The sequence below is a fragment of the Paraneptunicella aestuarii genome (genome assembly GCF_019900845.1).
GTDB lineage: Bacteria > Pseudomonadota > Gammaproteobacteria > Enterobacterales > Alteromonadaceae > Paraneptunicella > Paraneptunicella aestuarii.
In genome coordinates this window covers 967,232-986,084 of the sequence record NZ_CP074570.1, presented here as the reverse complement: position 1 = coordinate 986,084, position 18,853 = coordinate 967,232, and the positions used below count along the sequence as shown (strand labels likewise).

The following is an 18,853-nucleotide window of genomic DNA, read 5'->3' as shown; positions in this document are numbered from 1 at the left end:
CGATTACTTGGCAACAGGCTTTAATAACTGACTATCCATTGCCTGCTTCAAGATTTCCCAACGCTTGGTCGCCGCTTGTTGATATTCAGCGGCTTTATCCCCTTTGATAAAGGCATCTTTATGTTCCTGCAAAGCGGTGTAGTGAATGGAGACAAACTCCATGCCTGACTTTTGAAATGCAACCGTGACATCTTCAACATTCTTCAAAGTGTCATCAATGAAAACCAGATTAGTAATCTGCAGAGATGCTGGCTTGTCCTGATTATATTCATGAATGAAACATTGCAAATTCTGGCCTTTATTCTGCCCAACCAGATACATCACCCCATTGCGATAACTAATGGCTTTGTTATTGGTGCAGTTTAAATAAGGATTCGGCTCAATATCATCACCCAAATTTGGTGCTTGCTTGCTGAAATAATCCAGCAGGTTATCGAAGCCAGTGACATTCAAATCATCAAATTGCTGCTCAGTGGCAGAAATGTTTTCATTGCCACGCGCCGTTGCCACCATGGTTTTAACACCCATCGCAGCCAGTTCCTGCAACACATTGGGAACCGCATCTTCGGTATAGTCCATTTCGTTCATGGAAAACAACAATGCAGAAATTTCCAATAGCTCATCAAAGTTATCTGCCACTTCACCCGCCTGCTTACCCGGCACTTTCAACAAACCGTTTTGCCATGAAAACCAGGCTGCACCGCCCAAGAATTGACAGGTTTTAGGACTGCTCAAATCAGGGCACGCCATCATGGTTAAGGTATCGTCGTTATCGGAAGCAACCAGTGTATTTCCGGGCTTGTTCCATTGTTTGACATATTCCAGAACCGTATTAAATGAATCAGAAGAAATTTGATTCGAAGATTGGCCTGATTGAGGCGTTGCTGCACAAGCGCCCAAAGGCAAAACCAAAGACGCAGCAAATAGCGTTTGGCGAAACACTGTTTTCATTTTCCATTTCCTTAGCAGGATCAATTAAATCAGTGCGTAACCATAGCATGGGAATTCTATATGAGAAGTTTTTTCATAAATAAAAAGGGAAACTACGGCCGCTGGCAAATAGCGAGCTCTTGCGCAGCAATATCGAAGGTGTAAACAGATTCAAATTCCCCGAGATGAACACAGCTAACGGCTTTATTGGCAATGAGTGCGTCGGAGAAATCTGCAAACCGGGTTTTGCCGTTTACTTTAACACCCATCACTTGCATAAAGTCTCTTAAGGCTCGCCATACCACCTGATTGTTCTCAAAGATAAAATTCGACTCGGCAAACAAGGCATGAACAACATCAATGATCTGTTCACGAGTTAATTGGTACTTTTTGCCTTTTAATGTCCATAGAGCTTCAACCAATACAACGTCGGTAATGAGCACTTTTTCTGCGCGTTCTAATAGCTGATTGGCGATAGGTGATTGATGCGGGTCGTCTTGAAGCAGATAACGCAGTAACACGTTAGTATCAATGGCAATCATTCCCTGATTTCTCCTTAAATTCCTTTAACTTTCCACTCACTGACCTTAAGAACCTAATGCTGACCGCATAGACTCTTCATCGGTCATGTTTTCTTTCACTTGAATATGGCTTAACACGCCTTTGGCAGCGCCCGCCGATTTCCTGACGACGGAAATCACACCTTCGCGATCGACGTAGCATTCAACCTCATCACCCACATTAATATGAGCCTGAGCACACTGCTCGATAGGAAGGGAAATCTGTCTTTTTGCGCTAACCTTTGCCATGACGTTTAAGCTTGTCTTGAAATCAATAATATTTAACTGCTTAAAAAGTTAGCAAGGTTTTACTTTCAAAGCAAGAGTAAAACCCAAATAATTTAAAAGTTCTCTTTAAAACTTCAATTTAAGACTTAACCAAATCCACATACAAAGACATTTCCGGGCGCGTAGCATCGAACTCTTTTCCTTTCATATCCTGTGAAATACAGCCTTGGTATTTACTACGTACGATATGTGTAAACCCAGCCGATTGCGCAAACTTGCTCAGCTTATCAAAGGTCCAATAGTTGATATGATTGCCAATGTGATCTTTGTTAAAACTCAATCCTTCAACCAGTTTTTCCAAGGTTGCAATGCGATTTTCAGGCGCTAAACAATCTTCGGCAAAATCCTCTGCTCGAACTTGCCCCACTCTCTCAGTTGCCACTTCACGCACCAGAAAATCGAATTGAGTGATGTCCTTGGCATCCATATGGTTGGCATGTAACCTAAACCAGTCACGACGCCAATACCAAAAGTCATTTTGAAAGCTACTGATATGAGCCAAAAACTCCGCATCGGGGCAGGCTATACGCATAACCCCAGTCGGTTTTAGCACTCGAACACAATCAGCAAGCAAATTAGCCACAGCATCATTACTAATATGCTCAACGACATGGGAAAGGTAGATGTTATCAACAGTGTTTTCGTCATAGGGAAGGACATCGGTAAGAATGTCGTATTCCACAAATTGCGCACTGTCCGCTTCCTTGTGATGCTGCTCATACCAATCAGACTTAACATCCAGATTGATAAAACCATCAAAAACCTGAGCTCCCGCACCAATATTCAGATTCAAACGTAAATTCTTGCTTTGCGGCCTTGCTAACGCGGCTAATTTGCCGTTGTTATCAAGTAAGGGAATACAGGTGATTCGCTCGTTAAAATATCTGGAGATAACACTGTCGGGCTTACTTTCTTGCAGGCGTTTGGGGTTGCGGTTACAAATCGCTCCAGCCGAGTAAAGCGTCCCATTACTTTCATTAGCCAACGGCTCGCCTTTTAGCAAATCGCCTTTTGTGATGGCACCAACAAACACACCCTGCTCATCAACCACAAAACAAATTGGGTGTTGCTGAATCACTAACAAATCCCGAACCAGCTCTAGTTCGGCAGTATGTTGCACTACCAAATGATCAGCACTGACACGCTCAACCTGCATGAATATCTCCAATGACTATGCGAATAAGGGTTATTAGGTATAAAACCGAATGTTTAGATTAACAGCCTATTATATTAACGGCTTCATATGTTAACGGAATAGGGGCACTTAACTTTAGTGCCATCGGCATAGTTTGTCTGAATGGCTTAATATGAGGGAGGCGTTGAACTATATTATTTGCTGCAAGCCATCCACAGAAATTTATCGCAGACTCGCCGTGAATCAATCCCTTGAGGCTCCACAGCCGCCTCCATGTTGCTGAGGGTCTGCTCACAACTTTCTGTGGGTGACTAATAGTATGGGACAGCACAAAGCTGCCAGTTTTTGTTCGCCTTCACAAAAAACGGGTTATATTAAATTTACCCGCCTATTCAAGAGCATAAAAATCAACTTGTGGTAACTCTTCAAAACCAGGTTTAGCAAAAAGATACCCTTGCATTAATTCAATACCTAAATCGCGTAAACATTTAAATTCTTCTCTAGTCTCAATGCCTTCAGCTAAGGGAGTAATATTTAAATCACGAAAGATGTTTAAACAGTTCCGTACTATTGATTGGCGAGCTGTGTCCTTGTCGATATTGCGGATAAGCTCCATATCAAGTTTGATAAGGTTGGTTTGAAAATCAGCTAATAAATTCAAACCTGAATAGCCAGAGCCAAAATCATCTATTGCGGTTTGGAAGCCCAACTTTTTGTAATGAGCAACAATATTTTTGATTAAGTCCGTATCTTCAATTTTCTCAGCTTCTGTAAACTCAAACATGATTCTTTCGACAGGAAAACCATACCTCTTAGCTGCGTCTAATGTTGTTCTTATGCAGCGCTCTGGCTTATATATCGCATTGGGAAGAAAGTTAATGCTAAGCATTGAGTCAAGTTCAAGTTTAGACGCCAGAGCAATAGCCTTTATCCGGCAGTGCTGGTCAAATAAATAACGATTATCATCATTCACTTGAGACAATATTGAAAAAGCAGATTCATTATTCAACCCGCGAACTAATGCCTCATATCCATAAATTTCATGAGTCTTGCAGTTAATAATAGGCTGGAAAGCCATTGTGAAATCAAAATCAAGAGTGTTTCTATCAGCACAGTTTTCACATGAAAACCTGTCATAAATCATCATTTCTTGTTCCATTTAACAGCCTCATAAAATTTAACACCCGCATTAAGCGGCGAAATATTGTTGGTTAACGTGTTGAACGGAGTGAAAGCAACAAACAATGCTTTCCATTTTTAAATGACTTGTTAGAGAACACTTTCTCTAGAATTCCATTTTGATCAGTTCAGCGGCTTTTAGAATAGTAACAACAGAGTTGCCTACAATTCTACACTTATAAACATTCACTCCTTTGGAAAAAAGCTCCCTACAGGATAAGGTAGTCTCAGATACACCGAGTCATCACCAAACCGTGCGTCCACCATCCATCACCAACACATGACCATTCATATATTGTGAGGCATCGCTGAGTAAAAACTGCATGGCACCGTTGTATTCATCGACTTTTGCCATTCTGCCCATTGGGATTAACGACGAAACCTTGGCAACAAACTCATCCGGCTGTTGGTTAAAGACGCCACCGGGAGCAATGGCGTTACAACGCACGCCTTGTTGCGGCCAATAAGTAGCGAGGTATTTGGTTAAGCCAATCAAGCCATGTTTGATCACCGAATAAGTTACCGGTTTTACATTTTGCAAGTCGTCGGCAACATCATCTTGCTTGTAGAGATTCTGGTTAGGTGCGATAACGCCAAGATCCGAAGCGACATTCACTATTATGCCCGAACCACGTTGAGCCATAACAGTTCCCAGATGTTTCGACCACAGCAACGCGCCAGTTAAACCCACATCAATTTCACGTTGCCATTGCTGCAAGCTGAAATTTTCCAGGCGAGACAAGTTCTTGCCATGTCCGCCGCCAACTTTGGCGTCTATGGCTGCATTGTTAATCAAGGCCAGTTCTTCATCATCAGACAAGGAATTCGCGATACGAGAAGCGAGTTCACTCACCTGAGATTCATCCGTAATATCAACGGCATGGATATGACAAACATTTTCAGGAAACTTCGAGGTCAATTGCTCACGTAGCTGTTCACGTAGTTGCTCAAGCCCTTGAATATCAATATCGACCAATTCCAACGTAGCTCCGCAACTTGCCAAGGTACGAGAATATTCAGTTCCTAAAAGTCCGGCAGCTCCGGTAATGACCACTCGTTTATTGGACAAATCGGCGCTAAATTTGGCACTAGATCCTGTTTTAATCATATTGGTTCTCTAGATTTTAGTATTTTGACAGTTTGATAATGGAGGTCGAAATCAGTTCAAGGAAGATTCTAATAACGAACTATCATGAACGCCCGAGAGTTTGCCCACCGTCTAGCACAATATTCTGGCCTGTCATCGACCTGGAACGAGCGATTTGGCACACCATATCGGCAATATCGTCTGGCTCAACAAAGGTGTTTAGTGGCACATTGTCAGCGATATATTGCCTGGTCTTATCGGCGTTTTCCTGCATTTTCTTGTCCCAGGTACTACCGGGGAACATGACATTGCCCGGGCTTATACCATTCACGCGAATGCCGTCTTTAGCGGTGCGCATCGCCCATTCTTGAACCAGCATGTTCAGTGCCGCCTTGGCACAAGCATAAGGAATGGGCGCGCCTATTGGCGCAACACCGGCAATGGAACTGATAATGATAATCGCGCCACCGCGATTAATATTACCAATGGTTAACTGGCACACGTTCACGGCAGAGAAAAAGTTGGTATCAAACACGCGTTGATACTCGTCCATAGACACAGTCAATTCATTGCTGCAACGTCCACTGCCTACATTGGAAACCACGAGGTCAAAAGCCAAATCATGCTCTTGAATATAAGATTGCAAGCTCTGAATTCCAGCAGGTGTGGCAACGTCTGCAATCAACATATCCACATGCTCAAACTGTTGCTTAAACTTGTTTAAAACCTGTTGCCCTTTTTCAGCATCACGACCATTAAGAATAACGTGGTAGCCCTCGTCCAATAGCGCATAAGCGATGGCATAGCCAATACCACTGGTTGAGCCTGTTACCAATGCCTTCTTTCCGTTTTCACTCGCCTTAGCCATTTGCAATTTCCTGCCAGCGCTGTTTAAACCAGGCAATTTGAGAGCGCACTAATTGTAAATCGTCAATGTAATCATCGGCTCTGGCGGCCTGGAAAATCATGTGACCGGAAAATTGATTCTGCTGTAACCACTGAATAATAAAGTCGAAATCTGCATCACCTGTGCCTAGCACCACCGATGCGTCGTGTAGCTTGCGGTCTTTGATGTGTAAGTCTGAAATGTTATGTCCGTAAGCGGCAAACTCTTCTCTTGGATCGAATCCAAGCGATGCCGAATTACCAATATCGTAGTTCACCCAGACCTTGTCTCGCCCAATGCCATCCAACACACGAGCAAAAGTTTGCGGTTCCCAGTCGGCTTCAATGTTAATTCTAACGCCATGATTTACCGCCAACTGGCAAAGCGGCGATATGCGTTCAATAAAACGCGCCTGACTCACGTCATCGGGCAACGATGAGCGGTCAACGCAAGGAATAACGATGTCCTGAATATCCAGTTCATCCGCGATATGAATCAATTGCTCCAACAAAGAAAGCGCTTGTGCGGGATCATGAATGTCATTGTCGCTGGCGAAGGTGTAATCCATAAAAATGTCGGCACAAATGCTTTTTACGCCAACTCCGCTTCGCTTCATCACTCTTTGAATCTCGGCTCGGCCTTCATTGGTGAGCAATGGATTGTGTTCCAGCGACCAGCTATCCAGAATGAATTCGATTAATTGCAGCCCTAATGTTTTAGCCACAAAAAATTCATTTTGCCAATGCATGACAGGGTGAGATTGATAACGACCGTCGCTTCGGGGCGACAATCGACCTTGCATCATACCTAAAGGATTATTCATGATTTGGTTCTTACCTTTTTATTCGCAACGGCTATTTACGATGTAGAAGCTCAAGTGCAGATCGTAGAATAAAATTAGCCCTGACGCTAACTATGCTAAATAAGTTTGCATAACTGCAAGTCACCTACAGAAATTGATCGCAGACTCGACTGGATCCGTTCCTAGAGTCTCCACAACCCGCTAACGCACCGTCCAGCCGCCATCAACCCGGATCACTTCGCCATTAATAAATTCAGCATCGTCAGACAACAGCAAGCGCAAAGCGCCCAACAGTTGCGTTGGATGCCCCACTTCATGGTTGCAGTTTTTCGCTCTTAGGCGATCCAGAAACTGGTTATCTCGTGTGGCATTTTCACTGTCAAACTCCACATTGGGAAACGGCCCCGGCGCAATAGCGTTACAACGAATACCCTTGGCTCCCCAAAAACTGGCAACGTATTTGGTCAGGTATTCCAGCGCCGCTTTGGTCATACCATAGGAAACCGGATTAAAGGTGGTTTTGCCTTCGTATAAAACAGGATCGGGGGAAACCGAAGCATACATAGAGGAGATATTAACGATTTTGCCCGTGGCTTTTCGTTCCATCAAGGCATTGCCGAATTCCTGAATCAGCACCATAGGCGCGACTGCACCAGCGGAAAAGGCGTTCAACATCATGTCAGTGGTGATTTTATCCAACGCACCGTCGGGCGTATTAAAACCAGTTGCCTTGCCTAGAGGAAAGGCATTGTTGACCAAGCCGACCACATTATATTCACGCATGATATAACGCATCGATGTGCGAGCTTGTTCCAGATCCGATAAATCGCAACAGACCGGCGTGACATTATCGCCCAATCGTTGCTGCATGGCTTCCAGCTTTTCCAGATTCCGTGCCATCGCCAGAACGTGATAATCCTGCGCTAAGGCTTCAACAAAATAACCGCCAAAGTAACCCGTAGCACCGGTTACAACGATGCAGGGTTTGTTGGTTCTAGAGTTGTCAGTGCTCACAATGCCACCCCGGATTCTTCACTCAAGCCTCGTAAGATAGCATCACACAACATAAATTCAGCTTCATCGTCGATTTGCTGTGAACAGTATTTTTCCATGGGATACAAGGCGATTTTGCCGCCAAGTCGGTTATTGTACTGTTCCAGAATCTCAGGTTTGAATACGTAGATAGAGCCATTTTCAAGGTATTGCGTAGGCAAATCCTGACGGCGCTTGCGGTTCTGATAATCAAAGTTTACCGAACTGGCACTTTGTTCATTTGAACCGGCTTGCCAAACGAAATAGTCCTTGATGGTCAAAACCGAAAGCAGGCTGTCGGCCTGTTGCTGTTGCAAAGTGGTAATGGCGTTATCAATATCGTCACGCTTGCGAATAGGCGATGTACATTGTAAGAAAACGATTAAATCAATGTCGGACTGAGCGCGAATGGTATCAATAGCATGAACCAGTGCTGATTCGGAAGAAGCCGAGTCCGACGACAGCTCATCCGGGCGCTTAATCGCTGTCGCTCCGGCTTGCTCGGCAACAGTCAAAATATCCTGACTATCGGATGACACGTAAACGCCCCGATTGATCAGTTTACTTTCCAATGCCTGCTGGATACTCCAGCAAATTAACGGCTTCCCCGCCAGAGATTTAATGTTTTTGCCGGGGATCCCTTTGGAACCGCCACGAGCAGGAATAATACAGGCTATATTCACCTAAACACCTTGATTAAGTAACTTAGTTCTTATGCCACTATTCGATATGCCACAAGCTGGCTACTTCGCGCACAACGCGATCGCCGCCGTTGCGTGGAATAACATAGTCGGCAATGGCTAAAATGGATGTGTCAGAATCGGCAGGGCAAAGCGCCAAGCCAACCACTTTCATCACTTCCAAATCATTAATGTCGTTACCAACAAACGCCACTTCTTCTGCTTGAACGCAGTTGTCTTGCATCCAGGCCAACATAAATTCCGCTTTATTACTGCAATTATGGAAGCACTCGATATTGAGCTTCTTCGCTCGCATGGTTACCACCGGGTTCGCTTCCGTTGACAAAATATAGACCTGCTTTCCTTGCTGCTTAAGCTGTTTAATCCCCAAGCCGTCAGCGCGATCACACATAACAGATTCGTTGCCATGTTGATCGGTATACACCTTGTTGTCGGTCATCACGCCATCGAAATCAAAAAACACATATTCGATAGGCTGCAGTTTTTGTGCTGGAATTGCATTATTTCTATGAGATTCAAGCCCATCTTTCTGCCACAACAGGAATGCAGCCTCTATTGTTGGCGCAGCGCTGGCAGGCAAGCCTTCAGCGGCTATCAGGTTGGCTATTTGCTTTTGCAATCGTTGCTTGTCGCTTTGTCTCAAAACTCACTCACTTCTGTCATGCTTTTGTGTTGGTGAGGAAAATCAAAGTCCTGTCAAAAAGACTCATATGAAAAGAGAACCCCGGAGGATCCTCTTTTCCAACGAAGATAAACTTATAAATCTTCGGTGCGTTTCAATTTGGCAGCAATAGGCTTTTCCGCTTCCAAAATACGCTTAACACCATCACCCATGGCAGATTCGATGGCACGAATATCGCGCACCAAACGCTTAAAACCTTGAGGCTCTACGGATGCAGCCTGGTCAGAACCATACATAGCGCGATCCAGGGTTAAGTGGCGCTCTACAGAAGTCGCGCCCATCGCCGCTGCTGCAACAGAGGTTGCCAAGCCAGTTTCATGGCCGCTGTAGCCTACGTCACAGCCGTATTTTTCTTGCAGCGTGTAGATGCATTTCAGGTTCAAGTCTTCGACTTTGGCAGGGTAAGTGCTGACGCAATGCATTAGTTCAAACGGGCAGCCCATTTCGCGGAATAAGGCCACTGCCGCGTCGACTTCTTCGTCTGTTGCCATGCCGGTAGAAATGAACGTGTGCTTTTTCTCTTCCGCAATGGCTTTAAGCAATGGCATATGCGAAATACGCGCAGAAGCCACTTTATTGTATTTGCATTCAAACTGACGCATCAACAATTGTGAATCAACATCCCATGCAGAGAAGAACCACTCAATGCCTTTGTCTTTGCAGTAGGCATCAATGTCACGAAACGCTTCTACGCCAAATTCCAAACCTTGTTTTTGCTCGCGGTTGGTTGTGCCCCACGGGCTTTCTCTCGGCGCATCCAACTCTTGCTGAGTGTACACTTTGTCCAGTGTGCGCTTTTGAAATTTCACGGCATTCGCGCCACTTTCCACAGCGACATCAATCATCTTTTTGGCAAGATCCAAGTCGCCATTGTGATTGATACCAATCTCAGCAATGATAAAAATACTCATGTTCTTCTCCGGCTTTTAATTGCTCTGCTAATACGGTTCTGTTCTAGTGAACAGCTTGTTCGTTCATCCCTCGGTTTTGTACATCATTTAAGTAGGGCACTATGTGCTGAGGGATGCTCTTCTTCCAATAATAATTGGTCAGGGCATAGCGCTGCCCTGCCACAATAGGTTTTCCACGGTGAATGCCTCGCGTATTGGCAATCACCAATGAACCCGCCGGAGCGCATAGCTCATCGACAGGTTGCTGCAAAATATGGTGTTCATAGGAATCTAATCGGCTCTGATCCATGTCGATATGTGTGCGACCTTCAAAACGCACTATGTCCAGCGCATTACCGCTTTTCGGGCAGTATTGAAATGGCCCGGTGTTACTATCCACATCCGACAAATACAAAATGGCTTTGTACTGATGTTCAATACAACTGTCGCGATGCCAACCTTGCCCTGAACCCAGGTTTCCTTGCACGGCTTTCATTCTGGCGGCCATGGTAAAACCATTCAAAGCATCCACGCCGTACAAGCTGGTAATAATCTCGTTGACTTGCGCGTCGCTAAAAATATCCAAATCAGAGGACAAATGGTTAGCGCCCATAATGCGCAAATCTGCGCCCAGTTCATCCGCCCAAACCTTAATGTTCTCTCGCTCAGGGGAATCCAGGAAATGGTCGATTAAGTCGCGCGCTTTTTGGCATTGCTCGGCAGTCCAAAAATCAGGAATAACGTGATAGCCCACGTTCAGTACATCCGACTGAATGGGCTTCTTCAGCAGCGCCAATTTGTGCATACCATACTTTTTCTCGTACTTGGCAAACCGCACTAATGAGGACAACTTAATCACTGTTTTACCTTTTTAGTTTAAGCATTGACTATTCAATCAAGCGACATCTTTAAGTAATTCATCCACAACGGTAATGTGTTCAGCCATATAAATCGGCTTAATGGATGTCAATTGCAATGCCTTTTCCACACACTTATATAGGGTATCGGCATCAAGTGCCGCAAATAAATGGTTAGCTTGAGGAATTAATTCAGAATTTCCATTTATGCCGTTCTCATGGAAGAACACCGTCGGCACACCATAGTATTCACACTCAAAGGCAACCGTTGAATATGCCGTTAAATGCGCCTTAATCGGCAACAAGCTTAATAGCTCATAAATAGAAAAACGTCGCTCCAGAACGACCTTTCCTTTCGCTACCATATCGCCAAATTCAGCCTGTAGTTGCTCTGGTGTGAGTAAATATCTGGGATGCTCTTTTAAAATCCAGACCCAATCATCAGGCGAACGACGCATCACTTCTGTCACATGGCTCTGATAATGCTCGGGAAAAGCCTGTAGCGATACCAGAATCAGGGTTTTGTTTTGGTATACCGGTAACAAGGCATCTTCTTTATGCTGCTGTGACTGTATTTGCTGCTTGAAGAACTCCAGCCAGGCGTTCCCGACGGTTAGTACCTTATGAAATGAATGCGACTGCGCCCAATCCGTTATCATATTTTCGGTGGCATTGCCCCACACCCAAAAAGCTTCCGGTAACAGCTCATAGCCCTCTTCCGGAACATTACGCCAATTGCTGTACATTGGGTGAAACTGAGTCTGAACACCGTGTTGATACTCAATAGACAACACACCCGCTCGGTAACACGCCAGATTCACCGCCATCCCCAAATAGCCGTAATAACAAATATTGATGACTTTTTTCACACTATGTAGTCGCAAAAAGCGCTCAATGATATTGGCTAACCAAACGATTCGACGCACTTCGTGATCAAGCTTGTAGGTTTCCAGCTTCACTGGAATATCATGCAGGGCTAGATAATCATTCACTTGCTGCACAAAAGGCGCTTCTTTTTGACTGAAAAAACACGATAAAGCAATACGCCAACGACACCATTCATTCAGCATGGCGCTCAAGGGAGTGATATTAAAACCGGGAAAATCAAGCTTAATTTTCACATCCGGAACACTGGTGTATTCCCATATTTGATAGTTCTCATGGCCTGACTGTTTTAGCCCTTGTAGGATACCCATCAGGTTACGATTAATCTGTTTTTCGCCTACTTGCATGTACTCGGAGTTAAAACAGAACATGAGAAAATCGACAGGTCTTGATTGGAAAAACTGACGAACAAAGGCAAAACGATTCGCAGAAAAATGCCTTAGAGCTCTCCAGGAAAGCTTAAGCGCACTGCCGGTAATTTGAGCAAGTTGTCGCAGCTTTTGCCCCATTGAAGGCTCGGGACGATGAACCGGTACTTTGCCTTTGTTCACCAAAAAATACGAATCCAGTTTGTTTTTAATCGACAAGCGCACATAAGGCCACACCTTCACACCGTGCATTTCGAACTCATGCACTGGAAGCACCCGCTCCATGCTAACGAACACATCCACCATACTTTTTTCGTTATGCTGCAACACTTATGCAGTTCCTCGGCGTTGCTGCATTAAGTCATTTGCCATGGCATAAGTTTCCGGTGTGCCAATATCAATATGCACATCGTGATTGACAAACACATTGGCTTTGCCAATTTGCAGTGGCAAATAATCACGACAAAGGTCATCGCAATCATCCGGCATGGCACAGATATCATCCAAAGCTTTCTGGCTAGCAATAAACACCGCTGCATTGGCAAGGTTGCCGTATTTTTCAGGGTGTTGCTTAGCGTCTTGCGGCTTTTCTATGTAATCGCTGAGAATGTGACTGGCATCCTGCTTAATACTCTTAACAATGCCACAACTCCAGGGCGTGGGTGTTTCAAACAGCATCATGGTTAAGTCGCAATGTTCAGGGCGCTGTTCGTAGGCAGTTTTAAACGCTTGCCAATCGGTCAGGCAGAAGTTGTCGGCGTGAGCGATTAACGTCGCATCATCATCGAACAGCGTTCGATTGTGTCGAATCGAACCCATGGTGCCCAATAATTCAGGTTCATGGATCAAAGTCACCATGTCTTTAAACGACGACGATGCAACAAAGGCTTCAACCTGTTCATTCAGATAATGAGTATTGATATAAATGTGCGAGCAACCCAATAACTGCAATTGCTCAAGCCAGTATTGCAACAAGGGCTTGTCGTCGATTTCTACCAAGCATTTGGGCGTATGATCGGTCATTGGCTTTAAGCGGGTGCCAAAGCCACCCGCCAATAAAAATGCCTTCATATTTGATCCAGATACTGGCGCACTTTCTTCATATCAATGGGCTTATTGCCCACTTGGCTGATATGAATAGCGGAAGCCACCATGCCCATTAGCGAAGCATGCCATAAGTCACAACCGATTTGCTTCAACAATGATGTGGTGATCAGCAACAGATCTCCCGCTCCCGATACATCCACCGGGTTCTTGTTCAAGGCAGGAAGTGAATCCAAACGAGGATTGGAAGGATCGGTGAAATCCAGCATCAATGCCCCATCGGCGCTCAGGGTAATAATCACATGCTCAGAACGCAACTGACGCGCCACATCTTCAATCACCACCGCCAAACCAATATCATTGTCGTGGTTATCAACCGCCAGCCTGGCTTCAATTTCGGTGGGCGTAACCAGCATCAGATCTTTGAATTTGCTTAAGTCTCCACGCTGCGACGAGGTTTGGCTGTCGGCAACCATATTCACGCCATGCGCTTTGGCAATAGCCTGCAACTGAGTAATAAAGTTGGTGGTTAATAAGCCATAGCTGAAATCAGAAAACACCACCAAATCATAGCTATCGATATTGCGCTCAAAATCCTCTAACAATTGCTTTTGAAGATTCTTCGCTAATGAATGACTACGATATTCATTAACCCGCAACAGGGTTTTATTCTGGGTGCGATAACGGCGTTTTACCGTCGTGGGGCGTGAATCATCCTGATAAATAAAAGTATTTACACCATGCGCTGACATCTCGGTTTCCAGCCAGTCGGCACTGCTGTCGACACCAGCCACTGAATAAAAATCAACATTCGCGCCCAAAGTACGAGTGTGCTGCGCCACAATGGCTGCACCGCCAACGAATAAGTTAGAATCGGTCGGAGTCACCACAATAGTAGGGTCTTCGCGAGAAAGTCCTACCGGATCGCAATCAATGTATTCATCCAGAATAATGTCGCCAATCACCGCCACTCGGGTTGCACTGATCTTGCTTAAGGCATCTTCAATTAAAGCGCGATTAATTTGATGGCGAGTAATGTAGTTACGATAAGCAGTGGGGAAATGGGCTTCATTCTTGTAGCCATTACGATGGATAAACTTCTCGGAATAGAACTGGTTTTCACCCGAGCTAAACACCAGTTTACCGCCCCAAGCCTGAACGATACTTTCTTCGATATTATCGCGATGTTTGAACTCACTACCTTTCAATACCAAATCGGGTTTCAGCTCGTTAAGCACTGCTACCAAATCATGGATCAGGACAATGTTATTGACCAGGCTCACGGCTTGTAATGCTTGCAGACGCTCGTTATCGTCGAGCATATTATGGTCGTGCTCGGTCTTCATTTGCAGACCCACAACCACTTCATCCGCTAATTCGGATGCAAATTTAAACAGCCTGATATGTCCAGGATGCAATACGTTGAAGATCCCGGAGATAAATACTCGACTTTTCTTATTGTTATAATGCTTGGTGTTACTGTTCTTACTCATGGTCGCCCATTGTTTAACCTGTGACACACGCGAGTGCTTCGGTGCGAAGATTGACAATTTCTCTACCAAAACACAAGCGACTTTTTAGGCACTTAAACAGGTTATCGGAAATGTTGAAAATTTCTTGAAGGGGTGAGGGGAAATCCGACTCATTCAATTATCATGCTTGTAAAAAACGGATTAGCCCCAATTTACTTTCAATCGGACACATTCAAGCAATAGCGGTAAAAGAGGGACATTAACAATGGATATAATTACCGACTCGATAGCAGGCTTCTTCAGATTTGTTTTCAACGTATTAATCGCAGAAACTATCGCTACCATCTTCTACTTTATTGGAAAATGGTCGTTACAACTCTTCACACTAGGCAACTATCCGAATAAAAAACAAGCCCAGGATCATGAATATCGAATTACTGCGTTTGGGCTTGCTGAGGTCATATTGCTGGTGTGGCTATTAGCGATAATGCTTTAAAGCTCGCCGTTACCAAGGCATAGATTCGCCTTTCCAGTTACGGAAAGCACCACTGTCGTCCAAACTCACATCATCAATGGTTTTACGCAGCCCTGATGCCGATTCCTCAACCGAGATCTTGGCATTTGGGCCGCCCATATCGGTTTTCACATGCCCCGGATGCAGCATCATTACCGTGATACCAAACTCTTTCACATCTAATGACAAGCTATACATAGCGGCATTTAAGGCCGCTTTGGAAGAGCGATACAAATAAGCCCCGCCGCCCGTATTATTGGTAATGCTGCCCATGTCGCTACTAATAGTCACTACCTTGCCCAACTGGCTCTGTTTCAAATTCTCTAAAAGCTGCTGGGTTAAATAGACTGGCGACACGCAATTTAAATGAAACACTTCATGCCATTGCTCGATATCAACCGGTAACAGCGGCGCATTGGAGCCGTACATACCTGCATTGTTGATGAGAATATCGATAGAACGTCCACGTAAGGAAGATTTAAACGCTTGGACAGAATCCTGATTGGTCACGTCCAATTCACGAATAACAATATTGTCGTTGCCATTACGTCGAACATCTTCGGCTAAAGCTTGAAGTTGTGGCGCATTCTCCGGATCACGACAGGTCGCGATCACTTTACAAAAACGTCCGTTAGATAATCCTTGTTGAGCGTATTGCCGAACAAGCTCCAAGCCGATGCCCCGGCTTGCTCCCGTTATTACTACAAGAAAAGGAATATTATGCGTCATAGTGATTAATCATTTTATTTATTGTTTGCATATATTCAGGTACTTCGTCGCAGTGTCGTCCGGTAGGAGCCCAATCCGGGAATTCACAATCCTCAGAATCGAATGGCCCTTGAGTCACTTCTTTAAATACCAGGACTTTGGAATGAATCACCAACATATGCCAAACCAGAGCTGGCATCTTGAAATAGAAAGTTTTGCCACTCGCTAACCCACCCAACGACACAACCCTCTGCACCTGCCCGTTGTCGTCGAATAATACCAAAGAAGCTTCGCCTTCCAACACCTGAAATGATTCACTTTTTGTACGATGTCGATGCGGGCGAACATAGGTGTCGTTGGTGTGAATAATAAACATCTCATGCACCAGTGAACCAGGTTCTTCATGCACACACAAACGGGTACGTTGTTCTTTAGTCGCCAAACCCAGCTCCGACAATTCAGCCAAATCGTCTTTGGTTAAGGTGCAGATTTCTTCATCGTTATAAAGTACGGCTTCATTAATCGTTCTATATTTCATGACCATTTCTCCGGTTGAAACACCGATAAAAACACACCGCCTTTATTGATGAAATCCTGATTACGCTGAGCTATTTTTTCGTTATTCCAAGGGTTACACGTCAACAAGCATAGTGAATACTCACCATCGTTAAGTGCTTTGGAACCAGTAATAGGAAGCTGACATCCCGGCATATACATACCTTGCTTGTTTGGGTCGTCATCAATAACGGCATCAATCAAATTTCCCAATTGATAGAAGTTCACAAACGCCACCCCTAAATGCCCCGCACCTAATATGGCAACCTTGCCGTATTGCGCTCGATAACCCGCTAATTTTTCTTGGAAAAATTGTTTTGAGGACTGAAAACTTTGCTGAAAGTGCTCTACCCACTTTTCTTCTTGCAAATCCGGTTTTATCAAGTCTTGTTCTGGAACGTCCTGGGTTGATGATAAGCCTTTTCTGACCAGTACAATCAGCACATCTTCCAACGCCATTGGATAACGAATAAAAGATTCGATACTTAAGCCATATTCCTGCATCAAGCCTTTTAAGGTATGTTCGGTGAAATACAGGCTATGTTCTTCCCAAATCACTGTATGTTGCGCATTCTGAAACGCCTTTTCATTGGCAGGCACTTCCAGCATGAGCAATCCATCGTCAGACAACAGACTCAACACATTATTCAGGAAGGCTCGGGTGTCCCAGGTGTGCTCCAGAATATGCCGGCCAAGGATCAGATCATACTGGCCTTTTGCACTTTGATTTTCAGCAAAATCAGCGTCAGAAATCACCGCTTGCACCACCTCAACACCCGGTTTAACCACCTGCTGTAATCTGGCATGTTGAAACTGTGAAATATCTCCTACGCCCAGCTTGTTTAAACGCTCTAACAGAGTGTCGTCTTTATAGCTTAAGCCGAGTAATTGTTTTGGTGAGTCGGTGGTTTTTACCAATTTTTCAGCCAGTTTTTCATTTAGCACCTGGGCTAATTCATCCAGATGATCTTCCGGTTCATTACACACAATCCAGGGATAGATAGGCGTTAACGCTTGCCATGCAGGAGGATGGATTAAGCCAACCAAACCGGATTGCTGACCAATTCCAAGCTGAATAGGAAAGCTCTCTTCCATTTGCCCTTTCTGTGGAACAAACTTATGGGCAACCGGATGTTCTCCCACATCCAGCAGCAATTTAGCTGGCTCACCAGTGACTAATCTGAACTCACCAGATTGGTTATTCGCGCTAGTCAAAGTCCAACTCCTTGCCAGACTGAGAAGACGCTGTCGCCAACTCAATAATCTTAATCACATCCAAGGCTTGTTCTGCGGTCACATGCAAAGCCTCTTTGCCATTACATGCATTCACAAAGTTCTCGTAGTAAGTTTGGTAAGCACCACGCTCGGTAGGGATAATCACCGGCTCGTCGTGTTCTTTATTCTGAATATTGCCATCAGGCGGCATACGTAGCAGTTGTCCGTAAAATTCGGTACTTTCAACACCCCATTCATCGGCATAAGGAGACATGTTCTGCCCCATTTGCGTTTCCTGAATATCCAGCTCTTTCTTGATAAACGTGGCTTGCGAGCCTTCCACATAAAAACGGTGCGGCGTTTGACGAGCCAAACAGGAACCACGTAATCGAACTAACGTGGCATTGTTGTTGTAGCTCAGTTGAATATCAAAATAATCGGGCGCTTCTGAACCATCACGTTGCTTCAACACCTTCGCCGATACTTTTTGCGGCTTACCAAGTAACGTTAATACCTGATCAATCAAGTGCGATCCAATATCGAACAGTAACCCGGCTCCGGCTCTGTCCTGCTCACGCCAACGCCCCCAAACACGAGGACGGTATTTGTCGAAGCGAGACTCTAAATAACGCAGCTCGCCTAAACGACCTTCGCTCAGTAATTTTTGTAGCGTCAGGAAATCACCATCCCAGCGGCGGTTATGATAAACACTCAACAAGCGCCCATGCTCATTAGCCAGCGCAATCAACTCTTTGCCTTCATCCACATGGCAAACAAAGGGCTTATCAATAATCACATGCTTGCCTGTTTTAAGGGCTTTTGCCGCAATCGGAGCATGCAAATCATTGGGCGTAAGCACCACCACAACATCAATATCAGCCTGTGCAATAAACTCGTCTACATCGTTAAAAACAGCGGCATCAGGTAAGACTTGGTGAACCTCTTCAACTGCCTTGGAAGAATAAACAGCCGTGACTTGCGCACCTGAAAGTCGAGTGAGAATGGGTAAATGGAAAACTTTCGCAGCCAGACCGAATCCAACGATCCCGAATTTAATCATGCT

Annotated in this window: 21 protein-coding genes; 1 reads left to right on the top strand and 20 read right to left on the bottom strand. The window is 44.8% G+C overall.

Annotation, left to right across the window (positions count from 1 at the left end; translation table 11 throughout):
• Positions 1 to 3 precede the first annotated feature (3 nt).
• From KIH87_RS04095 to KIH87_RS04020, 16 genes are all read right to left on the bottom strand, one after another.
• Positions 4 to 951, bottom strand: a complete 948-nt coding sequence (locus KIH87_RS04095; RefSeq protein ID WP_232360266.1) for a DUF2608 domain-containing protein — start codon at positions 949 to 951, stop codon at positions 4 to 6.
• Positions 952 to 1,043: 92 nt separating this feature from the next.
• Positions 1,044 to 1,472, bottom strand: coding sequence for a PIN domain-containing protein (locus tag KIH87_RS04090; protein ID WP_232360265.1), 429 nt, complete (start codon positions 1,470 to 1,472; stop codon positions 1,044 to 1,046).
• A gap of 45 nt (positions 1,473 to 1,517) precedes the next feature.
• Positions 1,518 to 1,739 (bottom strand): AbrB/MazE/SpoVT family DNA-binding domain-containing protein, encoded by a 222-nt coding sequence (locus KIH87_RS04085; RefSeq protein WP_232360264.1) that lies wholly within the window; start codon positions 1,737 to 1,739, stop codon positions 1,518 to 1,520.
• Positions 1,740 to 1,857: 118 nt separating this feature from the next.
• Positions 1,858 to 2,934, bottom strand: coding sequence for a methyltransferase domain-containing protein (locus tag KIH87_RS04080; RefSeq protein WP_232360263.1), 1,077 nt, complete (start codon positions 2,932 to 2,934; stop codon positions 1,858 to 1,860).
• Between the two features lie 367 nt (positions 2,935 to 3,301).
• Entirely contained in the window at positions 3,302 to 4,072 is a 771-nt protein-coding gene (locus KIH87_RS04075) for an EAL domain-containing protein (protein ID WP_232360262.1), read from the bottom strand.
• Positions 4,073 to 4,336: 264 nt separating this feature from the next.
• On the bottom strand, positions 4,337 to 5,200 hold the full coding sequence (locus tag KIH87_RS04070; protein ID WP_232360261.1) for an SDR family oxidoreductase: 864 nt from the start codon (positions 5,198 to 5,200) through the stop codon (positions 4,337 to 4,339).
• An 82-nt stretch (positions 5,201 to 5,282) separates the two neighbouring features.
• Entirely contained in the window at positions 5,283 to 6,047 is a 765-nt protein-coding gene (locus tag KIH87_RS04065; protein WP_232360260.1) for an SDR family NAD(P)-dependent oxidoreductase, read from the bottom strand.
• Positions 6,040 to 6,888, bottom strand: a complete 849-nt coding sequence (locus KIH87_RS04060; RefSeq protein WP_232360259.1) for a sugar phosphate isomerase/epimerase family protein — start codon at positions 6,886 to 6,888, stop codon at positions 6,040 to 6,042. Before KIH87_RS04060 ends, KIH87_RS04065 begins: the two co-directional genes overlap by 8 nt.
• A gap of 180 nt (positions 6,889 to 7,068) precedes the next feature.
• Positions 7,069 to 7,881, bottom strand: coding sequence for an SDR family NAD(P)-dependent oxidoreductase (locus tag KIH87_RS04055; RefSeq protein ID WP_232360258.1), 813 nt, complete (start codon positions 7,879 to 7,881; stop codon positions 7,069 to 7,071).
• The gene (locus KIH87_RS04050) at positions 7,878 to 8,582 is read right to left on the bottom strand and encodes an acylneuraminate cytidylyltransferase family protein (protein WP_232360257.1); all 705 of its coding nucleotides are present in this window, start codon (positions 8,580 to 8,582) and stop codon (positions 7,878 to 7,880) included. The genes KIH87_RS04055 and KIH87_RS04050 overlap by 4 nt, the downstream gene beginning before the upstream one ends.
• A gap of 37 nt (positions 8,583 to 8,619) precedes the next feature.
• On the bottom strand, positions 8,620 to 9,243 hold the full coding sequence (locus KIH87_RS04045) for a KdsC family phosphatase (RefSeq protein WP_232360256.1): 624 nt from the start codon (positions 9,241 to 9,243) through the stop codon (positions 8,620 to 8,622).
• A gap of 113 nt (positions 9,244 to 9,356) precedes the next feature.
• Positions 9,357 to 10,193 carry an N-acetylneuraminate synthase family protein gene (locus tag KIH87_RS04040; protein WP_232360255.1) on the bottom strand — a complete coding sequence of 279 codons (837 nt, stop codon included), beginning with the start codon at positions 10,191 to 10,193 and terminating at the stop codon, positions 9,357 to 9,359.
• 43 nt (positions 10,194 to 10,236) lie between these two features.
• The gene (locus KIH87_RS04035; RefSeq protein WP_232360254.1) at positions 10,237 to 11,031 is read right to left on the bottom strand and encodes a phytanoyl-CoA dioxygenase family protein; all 795 of its coding nucleotides are present in this window, start codon (positions 11,029 to 11,031) and stop codon (positions 10,237 to 10,239) included.
• A 36-nt stretch (positions 11,032 to 11,067) separates the two neighbouring features.
• Positions 11,068 to 12,612, bottom strand: a complete 1,545-nt coding sequence (locus KIH87_RS04030) for a hypothetical protein (protein ID WP_232360253.1) — start codon at positions 12,610 to 12,612, stop codon at positions 11,068 to 11,070.
• A complete protein-coding gene (locus KIH87_RS04025) occupies positions 12,613 to 13,353 on the bottom strand; it encodes a nucleotidyltransferase family protein (protein ID WP_232360252.1) in 741 nt (246 codons plus the stop codon).
• On the bottom strand, positions 13,350 to 14,819 hold the full coding sequence (locus KIH87_RS04020; RefSeq protein WP_232360251.1) for a PfkB family carbohydrate kinase: 1,470 nt from the start codon (positions 14,817 to 14,819) through the stop codon (positions 13,350 to 13,352). The genes KIH87_RS04025 and KIH87_RS04020 overlap by 4 nt, the downstream gene beginning before the upstream one ends.
• Before the next feature lie 244 nt (positions 14,820 to 15,063).
• Between KIH87_RS04020 and KIH87_RS04015 the strand changes: the two genes are divergently transcribed.
• A complete protein-coding gene (locus KIH87_RS04015) occupies positions 15,064 to 15,294 on the top strand; it encodes a hypothetical protein (RefSeq protein WP_232360250.1) in 231 nt (76 codons plus the stop codon).
• A 9-nt stretch (positions 15,295 to 15,303) separates the two neighbouring features.
• Here the strand turns inward: KIH87_RS04015 and KIH87_RS04010 are convergent, their stop codons facing one another.
• The 4 genes from KIH87_RS04010 to KIH87_RS03995 are packed head-to-tail and all read right to left on the bottom strand — an operon-like array spanning position 15,304 to position 18,850.
• Entirely contained in the window at positions 15,304 to 16,041 is a 738-nt protein-coding gene (locus KIH87_RS04010) for an SDR family oxidoreductase (protein ID WP_232360249.1), read from the bottom strand.
• Positions 16,031 to 16,558, bottom strand: coding sequence for a WbuC family cupin fold metalloprotein (locus KIH87_RS04005; protein ID WP_232360248.1), 528 nt, complete (start codon positions 16,556 to 16,558; stop codon positions 16,031 to 16,033). The genes KIH87_RS04010 and KIH87_RS04005 overlap by 11 nt, the downstream gene beginning before the upstream one ends.
• A complete protein-coding gene (locus KIH87_RS04000) occupies positions 16,555 to 17,790 on the bottom strand; it encodes a methyltransferase domain-containing protein (RefSeq protein WP_232360247.1) in 1,236 nt (411 codons plus the stop codon). Before KIH87_RS04000 ends, KIH87_RS04005 begins: the two co-directional genes overlap by 4 nt.
• Entirely contained in the window at positions 17,783 to 18,850 is a 1,068-nt protein-coding gene (locus tag KIH87_RS03995) for a Gfo/Idh/MocA family oxidoreductase (RefSeq protein ID WP_232360246.1), read from the bottom strand. The genes KIH87_RS04000 and KIH87_RS03995 overlap by 8 nt, the downstream gene beginning before the upstream one ends.
• Positions 18,851 to 18,853: the final 3 nt, after the last annotated feature.

Bases quoted from the DNA above. Each gene is read 5' to 3' on its own strand.
- KIH87_RS04095 (WP_232360266.1), bottom strand. From the start codon at position 951: ATGAAAACAGTGTTTCGCCAAACGCTATTTGCTGCGTCTTTGGTTTTG.
- KIH87_RS03995 (WP_232360246.1), bottom strand. From the start codon at position 18,850: ATGATTAAATTCGGGATCGTTGGATTCGGTCTGGCTGCGAAAGTTTTC.
- KIH87_RS04090 (WP_232360265.1), bottom strand. From the start codon at position 1,472: ATGATTGCCATTGATACTAACGTGTTACTGCGTTATCTGCTTCAAGAC.
- KIH87_RS04085 (WP_232360264.1), bottom strand. From the start codon at position 1,739: ATGGCAAAGGTTAGCGCAAAAAGACAGATTTCCCTTCCTATCGAGCAG.
- KIH87_RS04015 (WP_232360250.1), top strand. From the start codon at position 15,064: ATGGATATAATTACCGACTCGATAGCAGGCTTCTTCAGATTTGTTTTC.
- KIH87_RS04005 (WP_232360248.1), bottom strand. From the start codon at position 16,558: ATGAAATATAGAACGATTAATGAAGCCGTACTTTATAACGATGAAGAA.
- KIH87_RS04040 (WP_232360255.1), bottom strand. From the start codon at position 10,193: ATGAGTATTTTTATCATTGCTGAGATTGGTATCAATCACAATGGCGAC.
- KIH87_RS04060 (WP_232360259.1), bottom strand. From the start codon at position 6,888: ATGAATAATCCTTTAGGTATGATGCAAGGTCGATTGTCGCCCCGAAGC.
- KIH87_RS04065 (WP_232360260.1), bottom strand. From the start codon at position 6,047: ATGGCTAAGGCGAGTGAAAACGGAAAGAAGGCATTGGTAACAGGCTCA.
- KIH87_RS04070 (WP_232360261.1), bottom strand. From the start codon at position 5,200: ATGATTAAAACAGGATCTAGTGCCAAATTTAGCGCCGATTTGTCCAAT.
- KIH87_RS04010 (WP_232360249.1), bottom strand. From the start codon at position 16,041: ATGACGCATAATATTCCTTTTCTTGTAGTAATAACGGGAGCAAGCCGG.
- KIH87_RS04025 (WP_232360252.1), bottom strand. From the start codon at position 13,353: ATGAAGGCATTTTTATTGGCGGGTGGCTTTGGCACCCGCTTAAAGCCA.
- KIH87_RS04020 (WP_232360251.1), bottom strand. From the start codon at position 14,819: ATGAGTAAGAACAGTAACACCAAGCATTATAACAATAAGAAAAGTCGA.
- KIH87_RS04075 (WP_232360262.1), bottom strand. From the start codon at position 4,072: ATGGAACAAGAAATGATGATTTATGACAGGTTTTCATGTGAAAACTGT.
- KIH87_RS04080 (WP_232360263.1), bottom strand. From the start codon at position 2,934: ATGCAGGTTGAGCGTGTCAGTGCTGATCATTTGGTAGTGCAACATACT.